Here is a 22796-nt window from a genome sequence, read left to right as displayed (position 1 = left end):
ATGACCGACATCCAAACCAAACGTGATCTGGTGGCGCGCGCCCACCATGAGCTGTTCACCCTGCGCGATACCAGCGTGCTCAATCGCCACTTCGCGCCCGACTTCATCGAGCATTCCCCACTGGTGGCCGATGGCCTGCAAGGTTTGCGCGAACTGGTCGAGAACAGCCCCAACCTCAAGCACGAACCGGTGCGCGTGCTGGCCGATGGCGACCTGGTCGCCATCCACGGCCGCTTCACCGGACTGGAGGAACAACCGCTGGTGGGCTTCGACATCTACCGCGTCCACGATGGCAAGATCGCCGAGCACTGGGACGGGCTGGTGCCCGAGGCCGCACCCAATGCCAGTGGCCGCACCCAGCTTGACGGCCCGACCGAACCCGGCGAAGGGCATGACGTGGACCGCAACCGCCACTACATCACCGAATACTTCACCCAAACCCTGATCGAAGGCGACTACACCGGTTTTCACCGTTACACCGATGGCCAAAGCTTTTTGCAGCACAGCCCGGACATCGCCGACGGCATCGAGGAAGTCATCGCCTTTCTGGAGAAGATCAGGGCCGAGGGCAATGGGCTGGAATATGACCGCATCCACCGCACCGTGTCCGACGGCCAGTTCGTGCTGACCCATTCGGAAGGCCGCATCGGTGGTGCGCGCCATGCCTACTTCGAGCTGTGGCGCGTCGAAAACGGCAGATTGGCCGAAATGTGGGATGCCATCCTGCCAGTACCGGAAGACAACGAGGCTTTGCACCCACATGGCATTTTCTGACGCACAAACCATGACTGGCTCCCATGGCATGCAGCACGATGCCCAGGCCACAGCCATGCTGACCAAGGCCATTGTGTATGCCCCGATTGGACAGGCCAGCCGGGCCGAGCAGATCATCGAGCGGTTGAGCAACGCCATCGTCAGCGGCCTGCTGCAAGACGAAGAACAGTTGCCCAACGAAGCCGAACTCTCGCGTCTGCTGGGGGTATCGCCCATGACCGTGCGCGAAGCCCTCAACACGCTGCGCGTGCGGGGGCTGATCGATACGCGCCGGGGCCGTCATGGCGGCAGCTTCGTCAGTCGCCGTTCGCTCCAGACGCTGCTTTCACACCACCCGTTGCGTCTGCTGGCCAGCGATTATCTGGCCGATCTGGGCGAATACCATCTGGCCGTCGCGGGCCACAGTGCCAAACTGGCCACACAGCGCGCCACGCCCGCCGAACTGGCCAGATTCGCCACATTGGTGGAAGACTTTGCACAGGCCCGTGCCCAGGCAGATATGCGTTGCCTGCTGGCCCTGGCCGGGCAGGCACAGTCGGCGCGGCTGGCCAACCAGATGCTGGAAGTACAGGCCGAATGGGCACCACTCGTAGCCCTGCTCTACGACAGGCCCGATACCCATGCCGAGTCCGTGCGCACCTACCGGTCGGTGTGCTCTGCGATGGCCAGTGGTGATGACCGGTTGGTGCGCGAGCTGATGCAGCATGGCATTGCCACGCTCACAGACGGCCTGCTGGCATGCAAGCTGCAACTGGATGCCGCAGCCTCCTCTTCTTCCACCCCGCCACCTGCCAGTTGAACCACGACCTGCCGACGAGGAGAACGCCCATGAAGGCCCATTCACGACTCCAGCAAGCACAGAACATTCTGCACAGTGTGGTATCGGAGGCACAGCAAAAGGCCGCCGCACTGGCAGAGGACAGTGCCGACATCCTGCACGGCAGCGAGTTCCACGGTCATGGCATCCGCTTGTTGCCGCAACAGCGCACGGCCTTGCAAAACCGCATTCTGCATGGGCTGGAGCACATCGCCTGGTGCAATGGTGCCGGATTCGCCAGCTATGCCGCACCGACGGCACAGCACGATGGCTACTGGACGCTGGAGTGGTGGTTCAAGGAGGAAACCACGATTCGCCAGGCACAACTGGAGCGCAACCAGGAAACGCGCCAGCGTCTGGACTTCCGGGGGTTCGACTGGTTCGGGCAGCCCGCCAGGCTGCACCAGCCCTTTGTCGAGGGGCCGTATGTGGACTATGTCTGCAACGGTGCCTACACGATCACGGCAGCCCACCCGGTGCTGCTGGACGGAGCATTCGCCGGAGTGGCCGCCGTGGACATTCTCGTGGCCACACTGGAGCGGCTGCTGCACCCGGCACTGATTGCCATCGGCCAGCCTGCTCTGGTCGTCAATCGGGATTGCCGCGTCGTCATCTCTGCGGCACCACGCATCCGCGTGGGTTCCCTGTGGCGCGGGCCTGAATCTGGAGAGAACCCGCATGAGCAAGCCAGGCCGTTGCGCCTGCTGCTTCTGAATGCCTGAAGACGCCTTTCAGCTCCCGTGCACCAGCAGCCGCTGGCAGCCGGGCAGTTCAGCGGGCTGGTGATACATGCCTCCACACTGGCCCGCTTTCATCGCAATGGAGGCGGAGTCAGTCCAACATGAACGGATATTTACAGGCATTCAGGCAATACGCAGTATTCCGTGGCCGGGCCGATCGCGCAGCTTACTGGTGGTTCGCGCTTTTTCACCTGCTGGTCATTCTGGCCATCTCGTTTCTGGAGCGGCAGTTTGCCATTGCCAACCCGGAAATCTATTTCGGCAAGATCACCGGCCTGTACCTGCTGCTGAGCTTTCTGCCCGTGCAAGCCCTGAGCGTGCGCCGCCTGCACGACATAGGCCGCAGCGGCTGGTGGGTGCTGCTCAAACTCATCCCACTGCTGGGCTGGCTGCTGGTGCAGGTGCTGGCCCTGCTGCCCGGTCATGCCACAGCCAACCGCTACGGCCAAGCCCCCAGTCATTCGAGCGAAAGATAAAAACCATGTCCCTGAATCGCAGAAACTTCATTGGTGCCGGTGTGGCTGCGGCCCTGCCCGGCAGCCTGATCGCCCAGGTGGTGGGTGCAGATGCCCTGCCAGCAACTGCATTGCCACTGCCCGCCGTGCCGGGCCTGCCCAAACCCAGCCTGCTGACCGATGCCCGGCCAGTGGCATCCTCGCTGGGGCTGGACCCACGCATCTGGAACTGGCGCAGCGGTGCTGACCGCAACGGCCCGATGCCTGCCAACTATTACGAGGCTTCGCTGTCCGAATGGCCCGCCTTCGGCCCACTGCCGGGCGACCAGAGCTGTGACGTGGTGGTCATCGGCGGCGGTCTGCTGGGTGCGTCTGCGGCATTGCATCTGGCCGAAGCCGGGCTGGACGTGATCGTGCTGGAAAAAGACCACATCGGCTCCGGCGCGTCCGGACGCAACGGCGGCCAGCTCACCCCTGGCCTGGCGCGCTGGGAAGCAGGCACCATGGCCGCCAACCTGCCACCCGACGAAGCCCGACGCCTGTGGCGTTTTGCCTCGGTCGAAGCAATGGAGCTGATCGACTCCCTTTCAGCACGCTACGACTTCCAGTGCGACCGCAAGCGTGGCCACATCACCGCCGCGCTGCATCCGGGGCATATGGGCGCGCTGGTGGAGGGTGCCGATGCCCGCCGCCAACTGGGTGACCGTGCCGTGCGTGTGATCGGCCCGCACGAGGTGCAGGAATATGTGCGCTCACAGATCTACCACGGTGCCACGCTGGACTCCAGTGGCGGCCAGTTGCAACCACTGGCACTGCTGCGCGGCCTGGTGTATGGCTTCGTGCAACAGGGCGGACGGGTGTATGACGGCACGCCGGTTCAGGAAATCGAGGAAGGCGCGGGCGGCACCACCGTCATCACCGAGCGCGGCACCATCAAGGCGCGCCGTGGCGTGGTGCTGGCGGTGCACAGCTCGACCTTCAGGTTTCTGCCGGAAGGCTCGACCACCCTGCCCTTCGTCACCTATGTGGCGGTCACGCCCAAGCTGCCGATGCCAATCAGCGAGCTGCTGCCGGGCGACCTGCCGGTCTATGACACGCAGTTCCAGATCGACTACTACCGCGCCGTGCGCGACAACCGCCTGCTGTTCGGCGGCCAGGGCACCGGCAACTCCTGGTCGCCGCGCGATGTGAACAACTACCTGCTGGAGCGCATCCGCACCGTGTTCCCGCAATGGGAGCAGCCCGCGCTGGAATACTCCTGGGGCGGCATCAGCGATGTCACCATCAACGGAGCCACCGACAGCCGCAAAAGTGCAGGCAAGATACCCGTGTACATCGTGCATGGCTGGAGCGGCCACGGCGTGGCGCAGACGGTGCGCATCGGCAAGGCGATCAGCGACGACCTGACCGGTCGCAACGACGACTTCGCCATGCTCACACAGATCGAACACGGCCGGATTCCGCTGGGCAATTTCCTCGCACCACTGGTGATTCCCGTCGCCAAAGGCATGTTCGGCATCAAGGCCGCCTTGCAGCCCTCGGACATGGTGTCGTTCTGACAACCCGGCAGGGGCAGTGCTGCCCATGACGATGCCCCTGCACCCGACTCCATGACATGCCCTGTGCGCCAGCCTGGTGCCAAACAGCAGGCACTCCGGGTTTTCCCGTAATGGCATGTCCGCCTGCACAGTGCTGTGGCGGGCATGGGCCATTGTGCATGGACGCAATGGCACTGCCTTTCTATATTGGCAGCTTCCCAACCCGCACCGCTCCCTGGCCCATCTCCTATGAAAAGATACCTGGCATTCGTTTCCTGCGTCCTGCTGGCATTGCTGAGCTTTGTTCTCGCTCTGGCATGGCCGCTGTGGTGGGCGGTGTTTGTGCCGATGCTGGGTCTGTCCCTGCTGGGGCTGGCCGACATGCTGCAAACGCCCAGTACCTTGCGGCGCAACTACCCGGTGCTTGCGCACTTCCGCTATGGGCTGGAGTCCATCGGCCCGGAGATTCGCCAGTATTTCATCCAGTCCGACAAGGAGGAGGTGCCATTCTCGCGGCTGGAGCGCACGCTGGTCTATCAACGTGCCAAGAACCTCAACGACGTGGTGCCGTTTGGCACACAGATGAACGTGTACAGCACCGAATACGAGTGGATCAACCATTCGCTGGCTGCCGTGCACAACCCCTCGCACGATTTCCGGGTGCTGGTCGGCGGCACGCGCTGCACGCAGAAGTATTCGGCCAGCGTGTTCAACATCTCGGCCATGAGTTTTGGCGCACTGTCGGCCAACGCCATCCGTGCCCTCAATGCAGGCGCGAAGCTGGGCAACTTCTACCACGACACCGGCGAAGGCTCGATCTCCTCCTACCACCGCGAAGGCGGCGGCGATCTGGTGCTGCAAATCGGCTCCGGCTACTTTGGCTGCCGTGATGCACAGGGCCGCTTTGATGAAGCGCGCTTCGCCCACACCGCCGCGCTGGAACAAGTCAAGATGATCGAGGTCAAGCTCTCACAGGGAGCCAAACCAGGCCACGGTGGCATGTTGCCGGGCAGCAAGGTGAATGCGGAAATCGCCGCCACGCGCGGCATTCCCGAGGGCGTGGACTGCATTTCGCCACCCAACCACTCGGCCTTCAGCACCCCGGTCGGCCTGCTGGAGTTCATCGACAAACTGCGCACGCTTTCTGGTGGCAAGCCGGTCGGCTTCAAGCTGGCGGTGGGGCATCCGTGGGAATGGTTCGGCATTGCCAAGGCCATGCAGGAGACCGGGCTGCTGCCGGATTTCATCGTCGTCGATGGTGCCGAAGGCGGAACCGGGGCGGCACCACCCGAATTCAGCAACAGCATCGGCGTGCCGATGAACGAAGCCCTGCTGCTGGTACACAACACGCTGGTGGGCCTGAACCTGCGCGATCAGGTACGCATTGGCGCGGCCGGCAAGATCACCAGTGCCTTCGGCATTGCGCGCACCATCGCGCTGGGGGCCGACTGGGTGAATGCGGGGCGCGGCTTCATGTTCTCGCTGGGCTGCATCCAGGCCCTGTCCTGCCACACCGACAAATGCCCCACCGGCATCGCCACCCAGGATCACTCGCGCTGGAAGCACCTCGACCCGACGAACAAATCCCACCGTGTGTATTCCTACCACGAGAACACGCTGAAGGCATTGCGCGACCTGCTGGGCGCAGCGGGCCTGATGGACCCCAGCCAGCTCGGCCCCGAACACATCATCCGGCGCATCACACCTTACGAAGTGCGCTCATTCGCGGCACTCTATCCCTTCCTGAAGCCGGGCGATCTGGTCAATGGCCGGCATGTGCGCCATATTCTGTTTCGCACATTCTGGGACCTGGCCCGCAGCGACAGCTTCGCGCCCCCGCCCAATGTGGCAGAGTTGCAGAACCGCAAGTTCCTGCGCACAGCCCGCTTCGGACACGGCGAGAGCCTGTACCCCGCCCATCACTGAATCACGGCTTCGCCATGCCAGCGGCAATGCCGACACGCACCATCTCCGACAGCAGATTGGCCGCCCCCGACCAGAAAATCTGAATGCCCACACACAGCAGGATGAAGGCCGACAAGCGCAGGAACACGACTGTGCCGGTCTCCCCCAGCAGGCGCAGCAGGTACTGGGCATAGCGGTAGCACAGAAAGACCAGCGCGGCCAGCAATGCCAGCCCGGCAATCGCCCCGGCGGTGCGGGCCAGCGTCAGCGTCACTGCCTCCACGGGCGCGACCAGGCTGGCACCGATGGCAATGGTGGACGCAATGGTGCCGGGGCCACAGGTGATCGGGAACGACAGCGGAAAAAACGCCTTGGAGCGCAGCATCTCGGGCGTGAATGCCTCGGCAATCTTGGCGGCACGCTTGGACTCGCCGCTGTCGGCCGCCAGCAGCCGCCAGGCAATATTGACCACCAGCAGGCCACCGCCCACCCGCACGATGTCCAGCGAGATGCCAAAGAAGTCCAGCACCAGCGAACCCAGCAGAATCGCGCCCAGCAGCAGCATAAAGATATTGCGTGCAATGCGCCTGGCCAGTTCGCGCCGCGCAGCATCGGAAGCCCCTTCGGTCAGCGACAGAAAAATGGGGGCCACACTGGGCGGATTGACGATGGGCAGCAGCGTCGCCAGCACCACCAGCAAACTGCTGGCAAAAGCCGAAAAAAGAGAAGTGATCGACATGGTCAGAGAAAACAGAATGCAAAGATAGAGAGGTATCAACGCAGCAACCGTGCAAGCCGTTACAGCCAATCGGCACGATGAACCGCATGACCACGGCAGGCATCCTGCAAGGCCCGATGCACCATCTCAATATGGCGCAAGTCTGCCACGCCGGCATGGAGTGAGTACGGTAACAGACCGAATATACAGGGGTATTGCAAGATGGGGTTGCACACGAAAACACCACGATCTCCCGCAAACCCCACCAGCCTGATGACACGCCGTGCCGCATACGGCCTGCGGGACACATCTTCACGGTGTCCGGCAAATACCGCGTATCTGAAGGGGCAAAACCGCGCCACCGAATCAACCATACAATGGCCGCGATTGATCGCCTTTCCCAAAGCCAGCCAGACGACCCACCGGGATTTTCCGGATGAGAGCAGCCACGCTTGTCCTCGCCTCATCAACCCCAACGGAGCACTCCCATGGCCCCCATCCAAGGCCCACAAACTTCGGTCCGTCTCGTGTTGAACCTGAAGCCCCACACAGACTTCTACAGAGCGGTCCGGCTCAGCCACAAGGACACTGCTGCTCCGGGGCCGACCATTTTTTGGGCCACCAACAGCCAGATTGACCGCAGCCACACCGGCATCGGCATCGGCCGCACAGGTTCGGGGGATGGGGCACGAATATCTTCCATGCCAACCGCATGGCCCTGTGGCCATGCCTTCGCTCCATGAACAATTTCGACAAGATCGACCTCAATCAACTGCGCGTACTGGCCACACTGCTGGAGACACGCAACGTCACCCGCACCGCACTGCGACACAGCATCAGCCAGCCCACTGCCAGCCGCATCCTGGACGCACTGCGGCTTACCTTCAACGACCCGCTGCTTATCAAGACCAATGCGGGCATGACCTTGAGCCAGCGCGCCGAATCGCTGCGCCAGCCCTTGCAGCAATGGCTGGCAATGACCCGCGCATTTCTGCACCACCACGGCAGCGGCCCGGAACAGGCGATTGCCGGACACATCCGGGTCGCATCCACCGACTACGGCGTGCTGTCCGTGCTGGAGCCAGCCATGCCACAGATACTGCAAAAAGCCCCGGAACTCTATATAGACGTGCTCCCGCTGGAAGCCAATAACTTCAACCAACTGGCCATGGGCATGGTGGACCTGGTCATCAGCGGCTGGGAGCCAGAGCAAGGCAAGGGCTACGAGCAGCACCTCTTTGAGGAGCACTTCTGCGCAGCTTTTCACATGCAGCATCCGCTGGCACAGGCAGGCACCGACACCCCGCTGTCGGTACAGGAGCTGCTGGACTGGCCGCACCTGCTGCTGTCCGTACACTCCATCGACATCGACCCCATCCAGTCCTTTCTGAATGCCCATGGCTTGCAGCGCAAGGTTGCCGCCCGGCGGCCATACCTTCTGGCCACGCTGCGGCTGCTCACCCACACCGATGCGATTGGCGTGGTGCCCCGGCACTCGCTGCATGCACCGTTGCAGGAAATGGGCTTGACGGCCCGGCCGCTCCCGCCGGAAATCTCCGGATTCAACTATTGGCTGCACTGGCACGAACGCAGCCGGCGAGACCCCGTGGTGATGTGGTTTGTGGAAATGCTGGCGCAGTCACCGGCAGGCCAGCCACCTGCCAGCCCGGCACCATTCAAAAATGAATGAAGACCATTCACCCAGGCCAGAGCCTCCTCGGCATACTGCCAGTTCATTTTCAAACGCATCGCACCCACGCAACTGGTGAGTGTCGCAGCCTTCGGAAATGCTGACCAGCGTCCAGTAGCCACAGTCCACTTTTTCTGACTCAGCCAGCCATCCCTTGCCATGGCACCCTGCGCGGATACATCCCGGCATTTTTCGGCCGGGGCCAACTCCCGCAGGCTGGATTGAATATCGCGAACACGATCGATACCAGGAGTCCCCATGGCCAGACACCATCGGCTTGCCGAAGCCCGAATTTTCGTACCCTGCCTGATCGCAGCGGCCATCCAGGCCGCCCATGCGCAGGATTCATCCGCCACAGTCGAAGACATCCAGACCCTGCCCGAAGTCGAAGTGGTTGCCGCCAGTGAACAGGTCAAGCAGGCCCCCGGGGTCTCCACGGTCACGACCGAAGACATCGAGCGCACCCCCGTCACCAACGACATTTCCGAGATCGTGCGCCGCCAGCCCGGCGTGAACCTCACCGGCAACTCCTCTACCGGTGCGCGCGGCAACAACCGCCAGATCGACATCCGAGGCATGGGGCCGGAAAACACGCTGATCCTGATCGACGGCAAGCCGGTGCTCTCGCGCAACTCGGTGCGCATGAGCACGCAGGGCGAGCGCGATACGCGCGGCGATTCCAACTGGGTGCCGCCCGAGGCGATCGAGAGCATCGAGGTGCTGCGCGGCCCAGCAGCGGCACGCTATGGCTCCGGTGCAGCCGGTGGCGTGGTCAATATCCGCACCAAGGCCGCCACCCGCAAGGCTTTCACCGTCAGTGCCTATACCAATGTTCCCGAAAACTCGAAAGAAGGCGATACCCGTCGCATCAATGTGCTGGCCTCCGGCCCTGTCAATGAGGCACTGTCATACCGCCTGTACGGGAACTTCAACGTCACGGACCACGACAAGTTCGGGCTCAACCCTGTCGAAGTGACAACCGACCGCGGCACCAACTACAACTACAGCGGCGGCCGGGAAGGCGTGCAGAACCGCGACCTCAGCGCGCGCCTGAGCTACCGCCTCAACCCCGATCACCGCTTCGATCTGGATGCCGGCTGGAGCCGCCAGGGCAACAAGTTTGCAGGCGATACGCAGAACAACTTCTTCGATGGCGATACAGAAGGCAACCCCGATCCGAACTTCATGTCGCTGTTCGGCAAGGAGACCAACCGCGTCACCCGTACCACCGCCGCGCTGACGCATTTCGGCAACTACCGCTTCGGCACGTCCGAGAGCTACATCCAGTACGAGCGCAGCGACAACCGCCGCTATGCCGAATCGCTGGGCGGTGGCTACGAAGGTGCCATCGAGGCCGACGATCTGCGCTGGACCCGCATCCGCCTGAACAACATCAACGCCAAGTCGGAGTTCAACATTCCGCTGACGCTGGGCTACGAGCAAGTGCTGACGCTGGGTGCCGAGGTGCGGCGCGAATCGATGACCGATCCGGTCTCCATCACCAACAGCCTGACACCCGGCCTGGGCATCGGCACTACGCCGGAAGACGCTGCCAACCGTTCCAACAAGTCCGATGCCACGCTGATCGGCATTTATGTGGAAGACAACATCTATGTCGGTGATGCGGTGGTGCTCACGCCCGGCCTGCGCTTTGACCACCACAGCGAATTCGGCACCAACTGGAGCCCCAGCCTGAACGCCGCCTGGCAGCTCGACGGCCAGTTCTCCCTCAAGGGCGGCATCGCGCGTGCCTACAAGGCCCCCAACCTCTACCAGCTCAACCCGAACTACGTCTATCAAAGTGGCGGGCGCGGTTGCTGGAATCTGGTGGGCCCGTGCAGCATCATGGGCAACCCCGATCTGGACCCCGAGATCAGCCTGAACAAGGAAATCGGCCTGAGCTTCGAGAACGACACCGGCTGGGTGGCAGGCATCACCTATTTCCACAACCGTTTCAGGAACCGCATCGGCTCCGGGCGGCAGATACTGAATTCGGTAGATGTGGAAACACCCTGCTGGTGGGCCGGTTGCGCTGGATCGAGCATTTCGACGAACGTGCTCCAGCAGTGGGAAAACAGTGGCCCGGCCACGGTAGCCGGCGTTGAAGGCAACCTGACCGTGCCGGTGGCCCGCACACTGGAATGGTCGAGCAACTTCACCTATATGAGCAAGTCCGAGGATGACCGTGGCCAGCCGCTGTCACTGGTGCCCGAGTACACCATCAACAGTTGGCTGAACTGGCAAACCACATCCAGACTGGCCGTGAATCTGGGGCTGACCCACTACGGCAGGATCGATGCACGCGCCATCAATCTGACCACCAACGAACCGGAACTGGTGACCGACGCGCGCTCGGCATACACGCTGGTGAATCTGGGGCTGAACTACCAGATCAACAAAACCTTCCGCGTGAACGGTGGCGTGAAGAACCTGTTCGACAAACAGTTGCTGCGCACCTCACAGGGAGCCAACACCTTCAACGAACCAGGACGCAGCTACCACCTCAGTCTGACTGCGGCATTCTGACCCGCACACAGGGCGCATCCCCATGCACCTGTTTCAGCATCATCCACTCTCCGCATGTGCCCCCAGGAACAGGCACATGCCCTCACCCAGGAGCAAACCATGAGCAAAATCCTCATTCTTGGTGGCAACGGCTATGCCGGCAGCCACATTGCCCGCGAAGCGGCCAGCCGTGGCCATGCCACCGTTTCACTGAGCCGCTCGGCACCAGCCCAGGCCCTCGCAGGCGTGCAATACGAGCAAGGCTCGGCCGCCCACCTGGCCACACTGGAGCACCTGCTTGACGGTGTGGATGTGGTCGTCGGTGCCCTGTCGCCCTTTGGTGATCTGGCAGGCCAGTACGTGCCCATCTACCGCGCCGCACTGGCCCCCATTGCCAAGGCAGAAGCGCGTTTCGTGGTCATTGGTGGCTTCAGCGGGCTGCGCCCGGCTCCCGGTGCCGAGCGTTTCATTGACAGCGGCCAGGTGCCACCCGAGTATTACACCGGAGCACGCGAAACCGCTGATGCCCTCGAAATGCTGCTGGCCGATGCACCGCAGGAACTCGACTGGCTGTTCGTCAGTCCGGCCGCGCAGTTCGGGGCATTTGCACCTGGCGAACGCACCGGCCAGTACCGCAAAAGTGCAGACGTGGCATTGTTCGATGCAGCGGGCCATTCCGCGATTGGCGGCGCGGACTTCGCACTGGCGGTCGTCGATGAGATCGAACAGCCCAGCGTACACCGGGGGCAAATTTCGTTTGCCTATTGACCATGGGAAATCGCCTCTTGCACAGGCCATTGCAGGGATGCTGCGTAGGGCTGGGTGCCACAGAGTGGCCAGCCCTTCCCTAGTACATCTCTGTCCACAACCAACAGTAAAGGACGCCAGCCCATGAACCATGTGCCCAACCGACGGGACTTTCTGCGCTCCACCACACTGGGCGCAGGTATCCTGGTGCTCTCGCCCTGGGTGCGCGCGCAGACGCCCGAATCGCTGCTGCGCACACCCGCACCCGATCCCGACCGGCTGATCGCCGTGGCCCGCCAGGCACTGGATGCCGCACGCAGTGCCGGTGCGAGTGATGTAGACGTACGCATCCTGACCGGCGCGCGCATGCGCTGGGACCCGGTGCCCGACGCGACCGCTTCCGTGAACGAAGCAGAAAGAAACCATCTGGTCGGCCAGCCGGTACTACAGCACGGTGCACGCATCGGTTTGCGCGTCTGGGTCGATGGCCACATGGGCTTCGCCGGCAATATGCTGTCCTTCAATGCCGACCAGACCGCCGCACTGGCCAAGCTGGCGGTGCAGCGCGCCAAGGCCTGGAAGGTGGCAGGCCAGGCGGCGAGCCACTTGGCCGCTGCGCCGGTGGTGGAGAACGGCCAATGGCAAACGCCGATCCAGATCGACCCGTTCACCGTGCCCATCGGCGAGCAGGAAGGCACCCTGCTGGAGGCGATGCAAGCCGTGCGCCACACGCCCACCACAGCCGCCATCTCGCTGTCGCTCTACATTGAATGGAAGCGCATCGACGAGCTGTTTGCCTCCAGCACCGGCTCGCTGCTGCGCCAGCGGCTGTATTCGGCCAACCACACCGGCGGCTTCTGGGCACGCGAGAAGGCGGGCGAATGGGGCTTTGTCTCCATCCAGACCGGCGACCTGGGCGGCTCGCGCGGCTACGAGGGCCTGAAGAACCTGAAACAAAAGCTGGCGGCAGCCACGCAGACTGCCGAGGAAGTGCGCAGCCTGCCCTGGCGTCCCATCGAGGCGGGCAGCTACGACGTGGTGCTCAGTCCGCGCGCGGCAGCGCAACTGGTGGCCAGCACCATCGGCTACCCGCTGGAGCTGGATCGCGCACTGCTGCGCACGTCCAGCTTCAAGGAATACGCCACCTCGTACGCCGTGCCGCCCAACGAGGCCATCGGCCGCTTCGAGATCGGCAATGAGTTGCTGAATGTGCGCGCCGACCGCTCACGCCCCGGTCTGGCGGCCACCGTCGGCTGGGATGCCGAGGGTGTCAAAGCCAGCGAGTTCGCGCTGGTGCAGGGCGGCGTATTGCAAAACTACCTGAGCGACCGCAGCACCGCCGCCGCATTGAAACCCGGCTATGAGCGGCTGGCACAGCCGGTGCAATCGACCGGCTGTGCCAGCGATGGTGGCGGCCTGTTGCCCAAGATCAAGTTGCCCAATCTGGCACTGTTGCCGGGCAGTGAAGCCATCTCGCAGAACGACTTGATCAAGGATGTCAAAAACGGCTACCTCATCGACGACCTGTACCCCAGTGCCGATCACACCGGCCTGAATGTGCAGGCCCGCGCCCAGCACGCGCGCCACATCCGCGATGGTGCATTGGGCGACGTGATCCAGCACGCCACGCTGCAATTCAACACACCCCGCTTCTGGCAGGGACTGGATGCACTGGGCGGGGCCGCCACGGTCGCCACGCACCACCACCAGCTCGATGAGCGGCATCTGGAAAAGCTCAGCCACGTCAGCATCACCGCACCGGCCATGCGGGTGCGCAAAGTCAATATGGTCAATACCGGCAGAAGGGGCAGAAGAAGTGACTGATACCCACCACACCAGCGATCCCATCGTGCAAAGCCTGCCCTCGCAGGCCGACGCGCAGAAGCTGGCCGAGCGCGTGTTCACACGCATCAAGGCCAAGGAAGCCTTCGTCGAGATCGAGGCCGAACAGCCCCGCAAGGCCGAATTCGCCCGCAACCAGTTGCTGCAACTGGAAGGCGAAACCGTCGTGAAGGTTTCACTGCAAGTGAACATCGAGGGCAGGCGTGCCCGCGTGGAAACACACGACCTCTCCCATCAGGGTCTGGCCGCGCTGGTCGATGAGGCCGAGGGCATTGCCAGCCAACGTGTGAAGGTGGGGCCGACCGGCCTGCTCCCACCGCCCGCCACCATCCAGACTCCCAAACACCTGTATGCCGAAGCCACTGCCAAGGGCGGTCTGCCCGAGGAGCAGGCCCGCCTGGTGCAACACATCCTGCAACAAAGCCAGGATGCCGACGTGCTGGCCGCAGGCTCGCTGCAACACGAAACCAGCGCGCGGCTGATCCGCAGCACCACCGGCTACGGCGGCTACACGCGCAGCAGCTACAGCGAATTCAGCCTGTCGGCCCGCACCGCCAAGCAAGGCGCAGGCTGGGCCTGGGGTGGCACCGAGGATGCCAGCAAGGTCAAGCCACAGGAGGTGGCCAGGCGTGCCATCGATCTGGCCAGGCGCAGCGAGAACCCGGTGGCCGTGGAGCCAGGCCGCTACACCGTGATCCTGGAGCCGGAGGCACTGGCGCAACTGCTGGATCTGACGGTGCGCTGGACCACCTTCTACATGAGCCTGGTAGCAGCCGAATCACGCGGCAACGTCTTCACCAAGCCCGGCGGCGGCAGTCGCATCGGCGAACAGATGACGGACAGGCGCGTACAGTTCTACTACGACCCGAGCGATGCGCTGCTGCCGTTCTCGCCGCTCAGCGGCGCGACACGAATCCAGCGCACCCACTGGCTGGAAAATGGCGTGCTGAAGAACCTCGCCGTCGATGCCGGACTGGCCAAGGAGCGTGGCATTGCCGCCGTCGTCAATCCACTGCGGGCCAGGCTGGACGTAAGCGGCCATACGCAAACCATCGAGCAGATGATTGCCAGCACCAAGCGCGGCATCTGGGTGCACCACTTCAGCGGCATCAACATGGTCGATTGGGAAACCCTGTTGCTCAGCGGCGTGACACGCAACGGCACCTTCCTGATCGAGAACGGCAAGGTCAGCCGCCCGGTGCGCAACCTGCGGTTTACCGAATCGCCGTTCTTCCTCCTGAACAAGCTTGATGCCGCAGGCCCGGCCGTGCGCGCCCACCGCATGATCGCCTGCCCGCGCCTGAAGATCCACGACTTCGAGTTCACCGCGCTGAGCGATGCGATCTGATGTGCGACATGGCCGCTGACCGGCCTTCTTCCCTCTCTCCCAGCGAGAGAGGGGCTTGCTGCCTGGCAATGCCCTATCCCGGTAAACTCCCTATGACTCTTTGCGCCCCCACCCCCAACGCCTCCCCCAATGACCCAAGCAGCCACCTGCTGCACGCGCTGCAACAGGTGCGCCAGCAGGTGCACAAGCGCATCGTCGGCCAGGAAGACGTGCTCGACGAAGTGCTGATGGCACTGGCCGCTGGCGGCCACGCGCTGCTGGTCGGTGTGCCGGGGCTGGCCAAGACGCTTTTGGTGCGCTCGCTGGCCGAAGCCATGCACCTGGACTTCCGCCGCATCCAGTTCACGCCCGACCTGGTGCCCAGCGACATCACCGGCACCGAAGTCATGGAAGAAGACAACGCCACCGGCCAGCGGGTCTTTCGCTTCGTGCAGGGGCCGATCTTTGCCAGCGTGGTGCTGGCCGACGAGATTAACCGCGCCCCGCCGCGCACCCAGGCCGCGCTGCTCGAAGCCATGCAGGAACACCGCGTCACGGCTGCCGGGCAAACCATGAACCTGCCCGCGCCCTTCTTCGTGCTGGCCACGCAAAACCCCATCGAGCAGGAAGGCACCTACCCGCTGCCCGAGGCGCAGCTCGACCGCTTCCTGTTCGACATCCGCGTCGGTTACCCCAGCATAGAGGAGGAAATCGGCATCCTGCGCGCCACCACCGCCATCGACCACCAGCGCATCGAACCGGTGCTGGATGCCGCACAGGCACTGGCACTGCAACGCCTGGTGCGCGAGATTCCCGCCACTGAGGCCGCGCTGCGCTACGCCACCGAACTGGTGCGTGCCACCCGCGCCGCAGATTCGCCGGTGGAACTGGTGCGCCAGTACGTGCGCTGGGGTGCCGGGCCACGCGCCGGCCAGGCACTGATCCTCGGTGCCAAGGCCCATGCGCTGCTGGATGGCCGCTTCACCGTCGCACCCGAGGACATCCGCCGCGTCGCGCACCCGGTACTGCGCCATCGCGTGCTACTGAATTTCGCCGCCGATGCCGAAGGCATCTCGGTCGAGCAGATCATCGACGCGCTGCTGGCCCAGGTGGCCGCGCCCGCCAGCACCATCGTCTGACCGCATCAAAGCCATCCGCCCATGCCCACACTGCACGCAGACGACAGCCGCCTGCTCGATGCCCTGCGCGGTCTGCGCTGGCCCGCGCAGCGGCAGGTGCACCATGCCGCCAATAGCGCACACCTGGCACGCAAGCTCGGCCCCGCCGCCGAACTGAGCGAATACCGCGCCTACCGCCAGGGCGACGACCCCCGTCGCATCGACTGGAAGCTGCTGGCCCGTACCGACCGCGCCTACATCCGGCTGGCGCAGGAGCACAGCCAACTCAGCACCGTGCTGCTGCTCGATGCCTCGGCCTCGCTGGCCTGGCCGACCGACACGCAGGCCAAGTGGCAGCAGGCACGCCGACTGGCACTCGGGCTGGCCGCTGCGACCCATCAGGCAGGCGACCCGGTCGGCCTGCTGGTGGCGCAAGGTTTGGCCACCGAAGGCACGGAAGCAGATGCCACGCCATCCCAGCAACTGCACCAGTTGCCCGCCCGCACCCAGGCCGGCGTGGTGCAGCAAATCGCGCACCTGCTGCGCGGCATCCAGCCACAAGGCAGCGTCGCGCTGGCACCGGCCATGCAACCACTCAAGGCCCAGCGGCTGGTCGTCATCAGCGACTTCCTCGGCAGCGATGCCGATAACGAACACCTGCTGGCCGCCGCCGTGCAGTTCTGCGCACGCGGGCGCGAAGTCTTCGCACTGCACCTCATCGATGCCGCCGAACTGAACCCGCCGCGCCAACTCGACGTGCTGCACGACAGCGAAGCACCGCACCTGCGCCGCAACCTCAATGCAAGGGTTCGCCTGCAATACCAGCAAAACTTCACGCAATGGCGCGAGCAACTGGCCCTGCGCTGGCGGCAACGCGGTGCGCAGTTCAGCACCGTTCTGAGTGACGAAGCCAGCGTGCAGGCGGTGCGCCGCATCGTCAAGGGCATCACCCCATGAACCTGCTCTACCCCGCCTTTGCCTGGGCCGGTGGTGCGCTGGCCGCCGCCGTGTTCGCGCTGCACTGGCTGACCACGCGGCAACGCCAGCCCGTGGCCTTCCCGACGTTGCGCTTCATCCCCGCCGGGGCACTGCAAACCACCGCGCTGCAACTGCGCCTGAGCGACCGCCGCCTGCTGCTGCTGCGCCTGCTGATCGTGCTGCTGCTGGGGTTCGCTTTTGCCCAGCCGCAGTGGCAACCGCCCGGCAGCGTGGCCCGGCTGCTGCTGGTCGATGGCTCGGCCAGCGTGGCGCGCAGCGATGCATGGCGCGAACAGGTGCTGGCCGCCGCCAATGCTGCCGACCGCGTGCTGGTCTATGACGGCACGGTGCACACACTCGATGAGGCCGCAGACGTGCAAGCCTTCGTGCAGCAGCCCGCACCCGCGCAGGCCATCGGCCCATTGTCGCCCGCGCTGCTGGCCGCACTGCAACACGGTCAGGCTCTGCGCGAGCGGGCACGGCGCGTGGACGTGAGCATCATCTCGCCCTTCCTCGCCGCCTCGTTCGATGCCGCCACACCCGAAATCCGTGCCCTGTGGCCGGGTGAACTCGAGCTGCAAACCGTGGCCGCCGAAACCGATGCACAGACGCTGGCCAGTGCCTTCCTGCCCGTCGAAGTGCATTGGGCCGACCGCGCCGCCGCCCATCCCGACAACCCCTGGCAGGCACGCCCACAACCAGAGCCGCACAACGGCGTATACACCGAGGCCGCCACCCTGCTGGCACCCTTTCAGCGTCGCTGGCAACTGGCCGAGCCGCTGCCAACCGACAGCCGCGTGATCGCCTGGTGGATCGATGGCGAACCCGCCGCCATCGAGCGCACCCGCCACGGCGTGCGCCAACGCTGGCTGGCCTTCAGCCTGCCCGAACAGGGCGATGCCACGCTGCGCCCGGCCTTCGTGCGCTTCAATGAATGGCTGGAATCGCCCGCCGATCTGCCTTTCGGCCAGGTGCCGCTGACCGCCCAGGAACTGCAAGCGTTCGTGCAGGCTCCCGCCAATCCACCTGAACCCGATCCCTCCATGCAAACCCGCCCGCTGGCACTGTGGCTGCTGGGCCTGGCGTTGCTGCTGGTGCTGCTGGAGCCGCTGCTGCGTCGCTGGCTGGCCGAGGCACGCCAGAGTGCTGCCGTGACTGAAGCCGGGGAGACACGCCAATGAGGGAGCACCCCATTCCAGGCAACCCCGCACACGCGCTGCTGCAACGCACCCGCCGCAGCCTGTTGATACAGCTCCTGCTGCGTGCCCTGCTGTGGGCACTGGCCGCTGCCCTGCTGGTGCTGGCACTGGGCCGCATCGGCCAGCCCTGGCTGAGCTTCAACACCCAGGCCGGGTTCGCGCTGGCCGCATTGCTGGCCGCTGCCGTGGTGCTGTGGCACGGCCGCGCCATCCGCCAGCCCACGCAAGTCGCGCTGTGGCTGGAGCACCGCCTGCCCACGATGCGCTACGCGCTGCTGGCCCTGCTGGAGCCACAGGCACAGACCACGACCCTGCAACGCCAGTTGCACACCGCGCTGAGCACCCCCATCACCACGCCAGACGGCCAACTGCAAACCCCGCAGCAACACCTGCGTCGCCAGCTAGGGCAACGCCTGCGCCAGCAACTGGCCGTGCCGCTGCTGGTATTGCTGCTGGCCACCTTGCTGCACGCCATCGCCACAGCAGGCTGGCACCAGGCACTGGCCGCACGCTGGCAAGCCGCCACCACCTTGACAGGCAGCCATGCCGCCACCGACCGCTTTGCCCCACTGGAAGGCGAACTCACCCCGCCCGCCTACACCGGCTGGCCGATGCAGACGCTGGAGCAGGTGGACACCATCGGCGGCCTGACCGGCTCCCAGATCGTGCTGCGCGGTGCAGGACATGCCGAAGGCATCACCGCCACCATCGAGCAAGCAGGTGCAGCCTCAGAATACGATGCCGATGCGGATAACGACACCGCTGCCACCCCACCACCCGTAGAACTCACCACCGACGCCAACCACTGGCAGGCCCGCTTCAGCCTGCCCCAGCAGCCCGCCACGCTCACGCTGACCGACGGCCACAGCCGCCGCCTGATCGTGCTGGCCCCGCAGGCCGATGCCGTGCCGCAAGTGCGCCTGCACCTGCCCGCGCAAGACGCCACCGTCACCGACATCAGTGGCACGCTGGAGTTAGCCGCCAGCCTGAGCGACGACATCGCGCTGGCGCGCGGCTGGTTCGAGATCATCGTCGCCAACGGCGAGACCGAAGGCAACTTCACCTTCGAGACCCGCACGCTGCTGGAAACCGACTTCCACACCAACCGGGGCGAGCTGCGCACCCAGATGCCGCTCACCGACTTCGGCCTGAAGCCGGGCGGCCAGTTGTCGATCCGCGCCATCGGCACCGATGGCAACACCCTCACCGGCCCCGGCATCGGCTATTCGGAAACCCGCACCATCCGCTTGGCCCGTGCCGAGGCCGAAGACGAAGTGGACATCACCCCCGCACCGCCCGCGCTGGAGCAATCGATGATGTCGCTGCGCATGCTGATCCGCTCCACCGAGCGGCTCGACGCCCGGCAAGAGGAGCTGACGCGCGAAGCCTTCGTCGCCGAGGCCACGCCGCTGGCCCGCCATGCCGACGACATCCGCGACAAGGTACAGGGCTTCGTCGATGACGCCAGCCAGGGCGGTGCCTTCGAGGTGCCGCCACTGCTCAACGTCGCACTGGAGGCGATGTGGGAAGGCGCGCGCCACCTCTCCATTGCCGACACCGGCGCGGCCCTGCCCGAGTTGCGCCGCGCCTACGATGCCTTGCAGGTGCTGGCCAACCTGACGCGCTACTACTTCCGTGGCGAGGCCATGCCTGCGCATGCCGACGTCGAGGGCGTGCGCATGACCGGTGAGGAATACGTCGCTGCCACACCGCGCAGCCAGCGCGAACGTCAGGACACGCCACGCCAACGCCTGGCTGCCCGCCTGCCGCAGTTGCAACAACTGCTGGCCGAGCAGCCCGAGGCTGCGCAGGAGCCACTGGCACTGTTGCACGCCAGCACGCTGCACGAACTGCCCGAGGCCGCGCCGCTGCTGGCCCAGGCCCTGCAAGCCCTGCGCAGCCAGCAGGATGCCAGCGCGCCACTGCAACAGTTGCGCCAACAACTCGAAGGCACACCCCAGCCCGTGCCCGGCCTGCCGCTGTGGGCACCGCCATTGGAGGCCACGCCATGACCTTTACCTTTGCCACCGCCAAGTACGATTCGGGCGACTGGGAAAGCGCGCCCAACCTGCCCGCCGCGCTGATTGATGCGCTGGCCAAGTACACCACCATCCCGGTCGCGCCCAGCGGCGTGATCGTCGAGCTGGGCAGCGAGGAGCTGTTCGAATACCCGTTCGTCTGGATGGCCGGCCACCTGCCGGTGCGCCTGAGCGACCGCAAGCGCGCCAACCTCAAACACTACGTCGAGCGCGGCGGCTTCATCGTCATCGACGACCACAACCACGACATCGAAGGCGTGTTCCACCTCACCGCCACCGAGGAAATCACCCGCACCTTCGGCCCGCTGCAGGCACTGCCGAATGACCACGAAATCTACCGCTGCTTCTTCCGCTTCGAGGACGGCCCGCCGACCACCAGCCACGAACTCAACGGCTGGGGCGATCAGTTGATCCACGAGGAACTGCACGCCGTGCTGCGCAACGGCCGCATCGGCCTGCTCTACAGCAACAAGGACTATTCGTCGGAATGGGACATGCGGCCCGAAACCAAACGCTTCATGGCCGTCGATCCGACGCGCTTTGGCGTCAATCTGATCGTCTATGCGCTCACCCGATGATGTTCTTCCATCGCCCCATCAAAGGATGCCGTCATGCGTGCTGATGCCCTGACCGCCACCATCCCCGCACCAACCGCCAGCACCGCACGCCTGTGGCTGGAGCGCGGCCTGTACGCCATCGCCGTGCTCGCATTGGCCGCTGCCTTCTGGCTGATGGTGTGGCTGCTGCGCGGTACCGCACCCGAACCCAGCAGTGCCAGCAGCAGCCAACTTGCCCACCTGCTGCCACAGTGGAGCCAGCACCCACCCGCCGCAGCCCGGTTACAACTCGACGGGCAGCCCGATGCCACCCAGCGTGCCTGGCTGGCTGCACTGCGCCAGCACGGCACCGCCATCCACTGGCAGATCCACCAGAACTGGCAGTGGCAGCCGCTGGGCCTGCACGTCGAGCCCCTGGCCGACCCACACCAGCCAGTGCGCATCTGGGCCACCACGCCCGCCGATGCGACCCAAGCCACACTGCATGAACAAACCGGCACCGCACCCAATCCCATTGTCAGCCTGAGCGCAAATGCCGCAGGTGCGACCGTACTCAACCACGGCAGGCTGGCCGGTGCGGTGGTGCTGCAACACGGCGCACAGCAGGCCAGCGCAGTGCTGCAAGATGCACTGAAACTGCGCCCGGTGCTGCTGCTGGGTCAGGCTTCATGGGAAGCGCGCTTCGTCGCTAGCGCGCTGGAAGAACACGGCTGGCGGATCGATGCCCGCCTGCAACTCGCGCCCACGCAGATCGTCGGCCAGACCCCGCCACCGCGCCCCCAGCGCAATGCCGAGCACAGTGCACGCGGCGGACGCGGCGGACGCGGAGGGGGCGGCCCTGGTGGTGGCCGAAGTGGAAGTGGCCCGGGCGGCCCCACTGCGGCCAGCGGCCCTGACAGTGCAGCACCCGAGGCCGCAGCAGCAGAGCCTGTGATCGGCCCACCGGACATCAGCACCGCGCATTACGCTGCCGTCGTCGTGCTCGACGAAACCAGTGCCGCGCCACATGCCGCCGCGCTGCATGCCTATGTGCGTGCCGGGGGCGGCCTGCTGGTGCTGGGCCACGCCAACCGCAGCAGCGCGCTGCAAGGCCTGCTGCCCGCCACCGCGCTGGGTGAGGTGCAGGAGGCACGCAGCTTCCCCCCCGCATCCGATGCCCTGGCCGAAGCTGCCGAAACCGAAGCCCATGCAAGTGCCACCCCACGCGAGCACCTGGAACTGCTGCCACTGCAACCACTGCAAACCCAGGCCCATGTACTGGAGCAACGTGGCGATGCCATCGCCGTCGCCCTGCACCGGCTGGAACAAGGCCGCGTGCTGCAAATCGGCTACGCCGACACCTGGCGCTGGCCGATTGCCGTGCGCGACGAACACGCGCCGCAAGCCCATCGCCAATGGCTGGCCAGCCTGCTGACGCTGGTGGCGCACGCCCCCCGCAGCGACCAGCCACCTACGCTGGAGCAACTGGCCCGGCACGACCCGGCACCGCTGGCCGCCTGGCACGCTGCCTTGGGCCACAGTGCCCGCACTGCCATGCCCAGCACGCCCGTTGCCGCTGCCTCAGCAGCAAGCACACCATCGCCGCACTGGCTGGCCTGGCTGTTCGCACTGGCCGCGCTATCACTGCTGCTGCAATGGCTCTCGCGCCGCCTGCGCAGTGCGAGCTGACAAGACGAGAACAACAAGAAACATGAATGACACCCCATGAAAAAGCCATTCGCCTGCCTGTTTTTACAGATGTTTTTAACTTGAATGGAGTGCACCATCATGAAAAATAAAAATCCAACTCATCCACCTTCCGTGCCATTTCGCCGTCAGTTAATTGTGTTGGCCGCAGCATCCAGCAT

18 protein-coding genes are annotated in these 22796 nt (G+C 64.9%); 17 read left to right on the top strand and 1 reads right to left on the bottom strand.

Annotation, left to right across the window (positions count from 1 at the left end; genetic code table 11):
- From BUE21_RS07315 to BUE21_RS07290, 6 genes are all read left to right on the top strand, one after another.
- Positions 1–774, top strand: coding sequence for a nuclear transport factor 2 family protein (locus BUE21_RS07315; protein WP_084523017.1), 774 nt, complete (start codon positions 1–3; stop codon positions 772–774).
- 10 nt (positions 775–784) lie between these two features.
- Entirely contained in the window at positions 785–1573 is a 789-nt protein-coding gene (locus tag BUE21_RS07310; RefSeq protein ID WP_234971078.1) for a FadR/GntR family transcriptional regulator, read from the top strand.
- Positions 1574–1602: 29 nt separating this feature from the next.
- Positions 1603–2313, top strand: coding sequence for a cache domain-containing protein (locus BUE21_RS07305; protein ID WP_073356034.1), 711 nt, complete (start codon positions 1603–1605; stop codon positions 2311–2313).
- A 119-nt stretch (positions 2314–2432) separates the two neighbouring features.
- Positions 2433–2807, top strand: coding sequence for a DUF805 domain-containing protein (locus BUE21_RS07300; RefSeq protein ID WP_073356033.1), 375 nt, complete (start codon positions 2433–2435; stop codon positions 2805–2807).
- A 125-nt stretch (positions 2808–2932) separates the two neighbouring features.
- On the top strand, positions 2933–4345 hold the full coding sequence (locus tag BUE21_RS07295) for an NAD(P)/FAD-dependent oxidoreductase (protein WP_407656056.1): 1413 nt from the start codon (positions 2933–2935) through the stop codon (positions 4343–4345).
- Between the two features lie 228 nt (positions 4346–4573).
- A complete protein-coding gene (locus BUE21_RS07290) occupies positions 4574–6250 on the top strand; it encodes an FMN-binding glutamate synthase family protein (protein ID WP_073356031.1) in 1677 nt (558 codons plus the stop codon).
- 1 nt (position 6251) lies between these two features.
- On the opposite strand, the gene BUE21_RS07285 is transcribed toward BUE21_RS07290, so the two are convergent.
- The gene (locus BUE21_RS07285) at positions 6252–6968 is read right to left on the bottom strand and encodes a MarC family protein (protein ID WP_073356030.1); all 717 of its coding nucleotides are present in this window, start codon (positions 6966–6968) and stop codon (positions 6252–6254) included.
- Between the two features lie 718 nt (positions 6969–7686).
- Here BUE21_RS07285 and BUE21_RS07280 point away from each other — a divergent pair.
- The 11 genes from BUE21_RS07280 to BUE21_RS07230 all read left to right on the top strand — a co-directional run bounded on the left by BUE21_RS07280 (position 7687) and on the right by BUE21_RS07230 (position 22617).
- Entirely contained in the window at positions 7687–8637 is a 951-nt protein-coding gene (locus tag BUE21_RS07280; protein WP_073356029.1) for a LysR family transcriptional regulator, read from the top strand.
- A 258-nt stretch (positions 8638–8895) separates the two neighbouring features.
- The gene (locus tag BUE21_RS07275) at positions 8896–11163 is read left to right on the top strand and encodes a FepA family TonB-dependent siderophore receptor (protein ID WP_073356028.1); all 2268 of its coding nucleotides are present in this window, start codon (positions 8896–8898) and stop codon (positions 11161–11163) included.
- Positions 11164–11262: 99 nt separating this feature from the next.
- The gene (locus tag BUE21_RS07270) at positions 11263–11910 is read left to right on the top strand and encodes an NAD(P)-dependent oxidoreductase (protein WP_073356053.1); all 648 of its coding nucleotides are present in this window, start codon (positions 11263–11265) and stop codon (positions 11908–11910) included.
- Positions 11911–12033: 123 nt separating this feature from the next.
- Positions 12034–13713: a TldD/PmbA family protein gene (locus tag BUE21_RS07265; protein WP_073356027.1), complete on the top strand. Its 1680-nt coding sequence runs from the start codon at positions 12034–12036 to the stop codon at positions 13711–13713.
- Positions 13706–15079 (top strand): metallopeptidase TldD-related protein, encoded by a 1374-nt coding sequence (locus BUE21_RS07260; protein ID WP_073356026.1) that lies wholly within the window; start codon positions 13706–13708, stop codon positions 15077–15079. The genes BUE21_RS07265 and BUE21_RS07260 overlap by 8 nt, the downstream gene beginning before the upstream one ends.
- Before the next feature lie 92 nt (positions 15080–15171).
- Positions 15172–16197, top strand: coding sequence for an AAA family ATPase (locus BUE21_RS07255; protein WP_073356025.1), 1026 nt, complete (start codon positions 15172–15174; stop codon positions 16195–16197).
- Between the two features lie 21 nt (positions 16198–16218).
- Positions 16219–17133, top strand: a complete 915-nt coding sequence (locus BUE21_RS07250; RefSeq protein WP_073356024.1) for a DUF58 domain-containing protein — start codon at positions 16219–16221, stop codon at positions 17131–17133.
- Entirely contained in the window at positions 17130–18335 is a 1206-nt protein-coding gene (locus BUE21_RS07245; protein WP_073356023.1) for a BatA domain-containing protein, read from the top strand. Before BUE21_RS07250 ends, BUE21_RS07245 begins: the two co-directional genes overlap by 4 nt.
- A complete protein-coding gene (locus BUE21_RS07240; RefSeq protein WP_073356022.1) occupies positions 18332–20365 on the top strand; it encodes a hypothetical protein in 2034 nt (677 codons plus the stop codon). The genes BUE21_RS07245 and BUE21_RS07240 overlap by 4 nt, the downstream gene beginning before the upstream one ends.
- Positions 20362–20970 (top strand): DUF4159 domain-containing protein, encoded by a 609-nt coding sequence (locus BUE21_RS07235; protein ID WP_073356021.1) that lies wholly within the window; start codon positions 20362–20364, stop codon positions 20968–20970. The genes BUE21_RS07240 and BUE21_RS07235 overlap by 4 nt, the downstream gene beginning before the upstream one ends.
- A 33-nt stretch (positions 20971–21003) precedes the next feature.
- Entirely contained in the window at positions 21004–22617 is a 1614-nt protein-coding gene (locus BUE21_RS07230) for a hypothetical protein (protein ID WP_073356020.1), read from the top strand.
- The last annotated feature ends 179 nt before the right edge of the window (positions 22618–22796 follow it).

The organism is Lampropedia hyalina DSM 16112 (assembly GCF_900129055.1).
GTDB classification, from domain to species: domain Bacteria; phylum Pseudomonadota; class Gammaproteobacteria; order Burkholderiales; family Burkholderiaceae_C; genus Lampropedia; species Lampropedia hyalina.
Note: the sequence above shows the minus strand (reverse complement) of the source record. Positions and strands in the feature narration are given on the sequence as shown.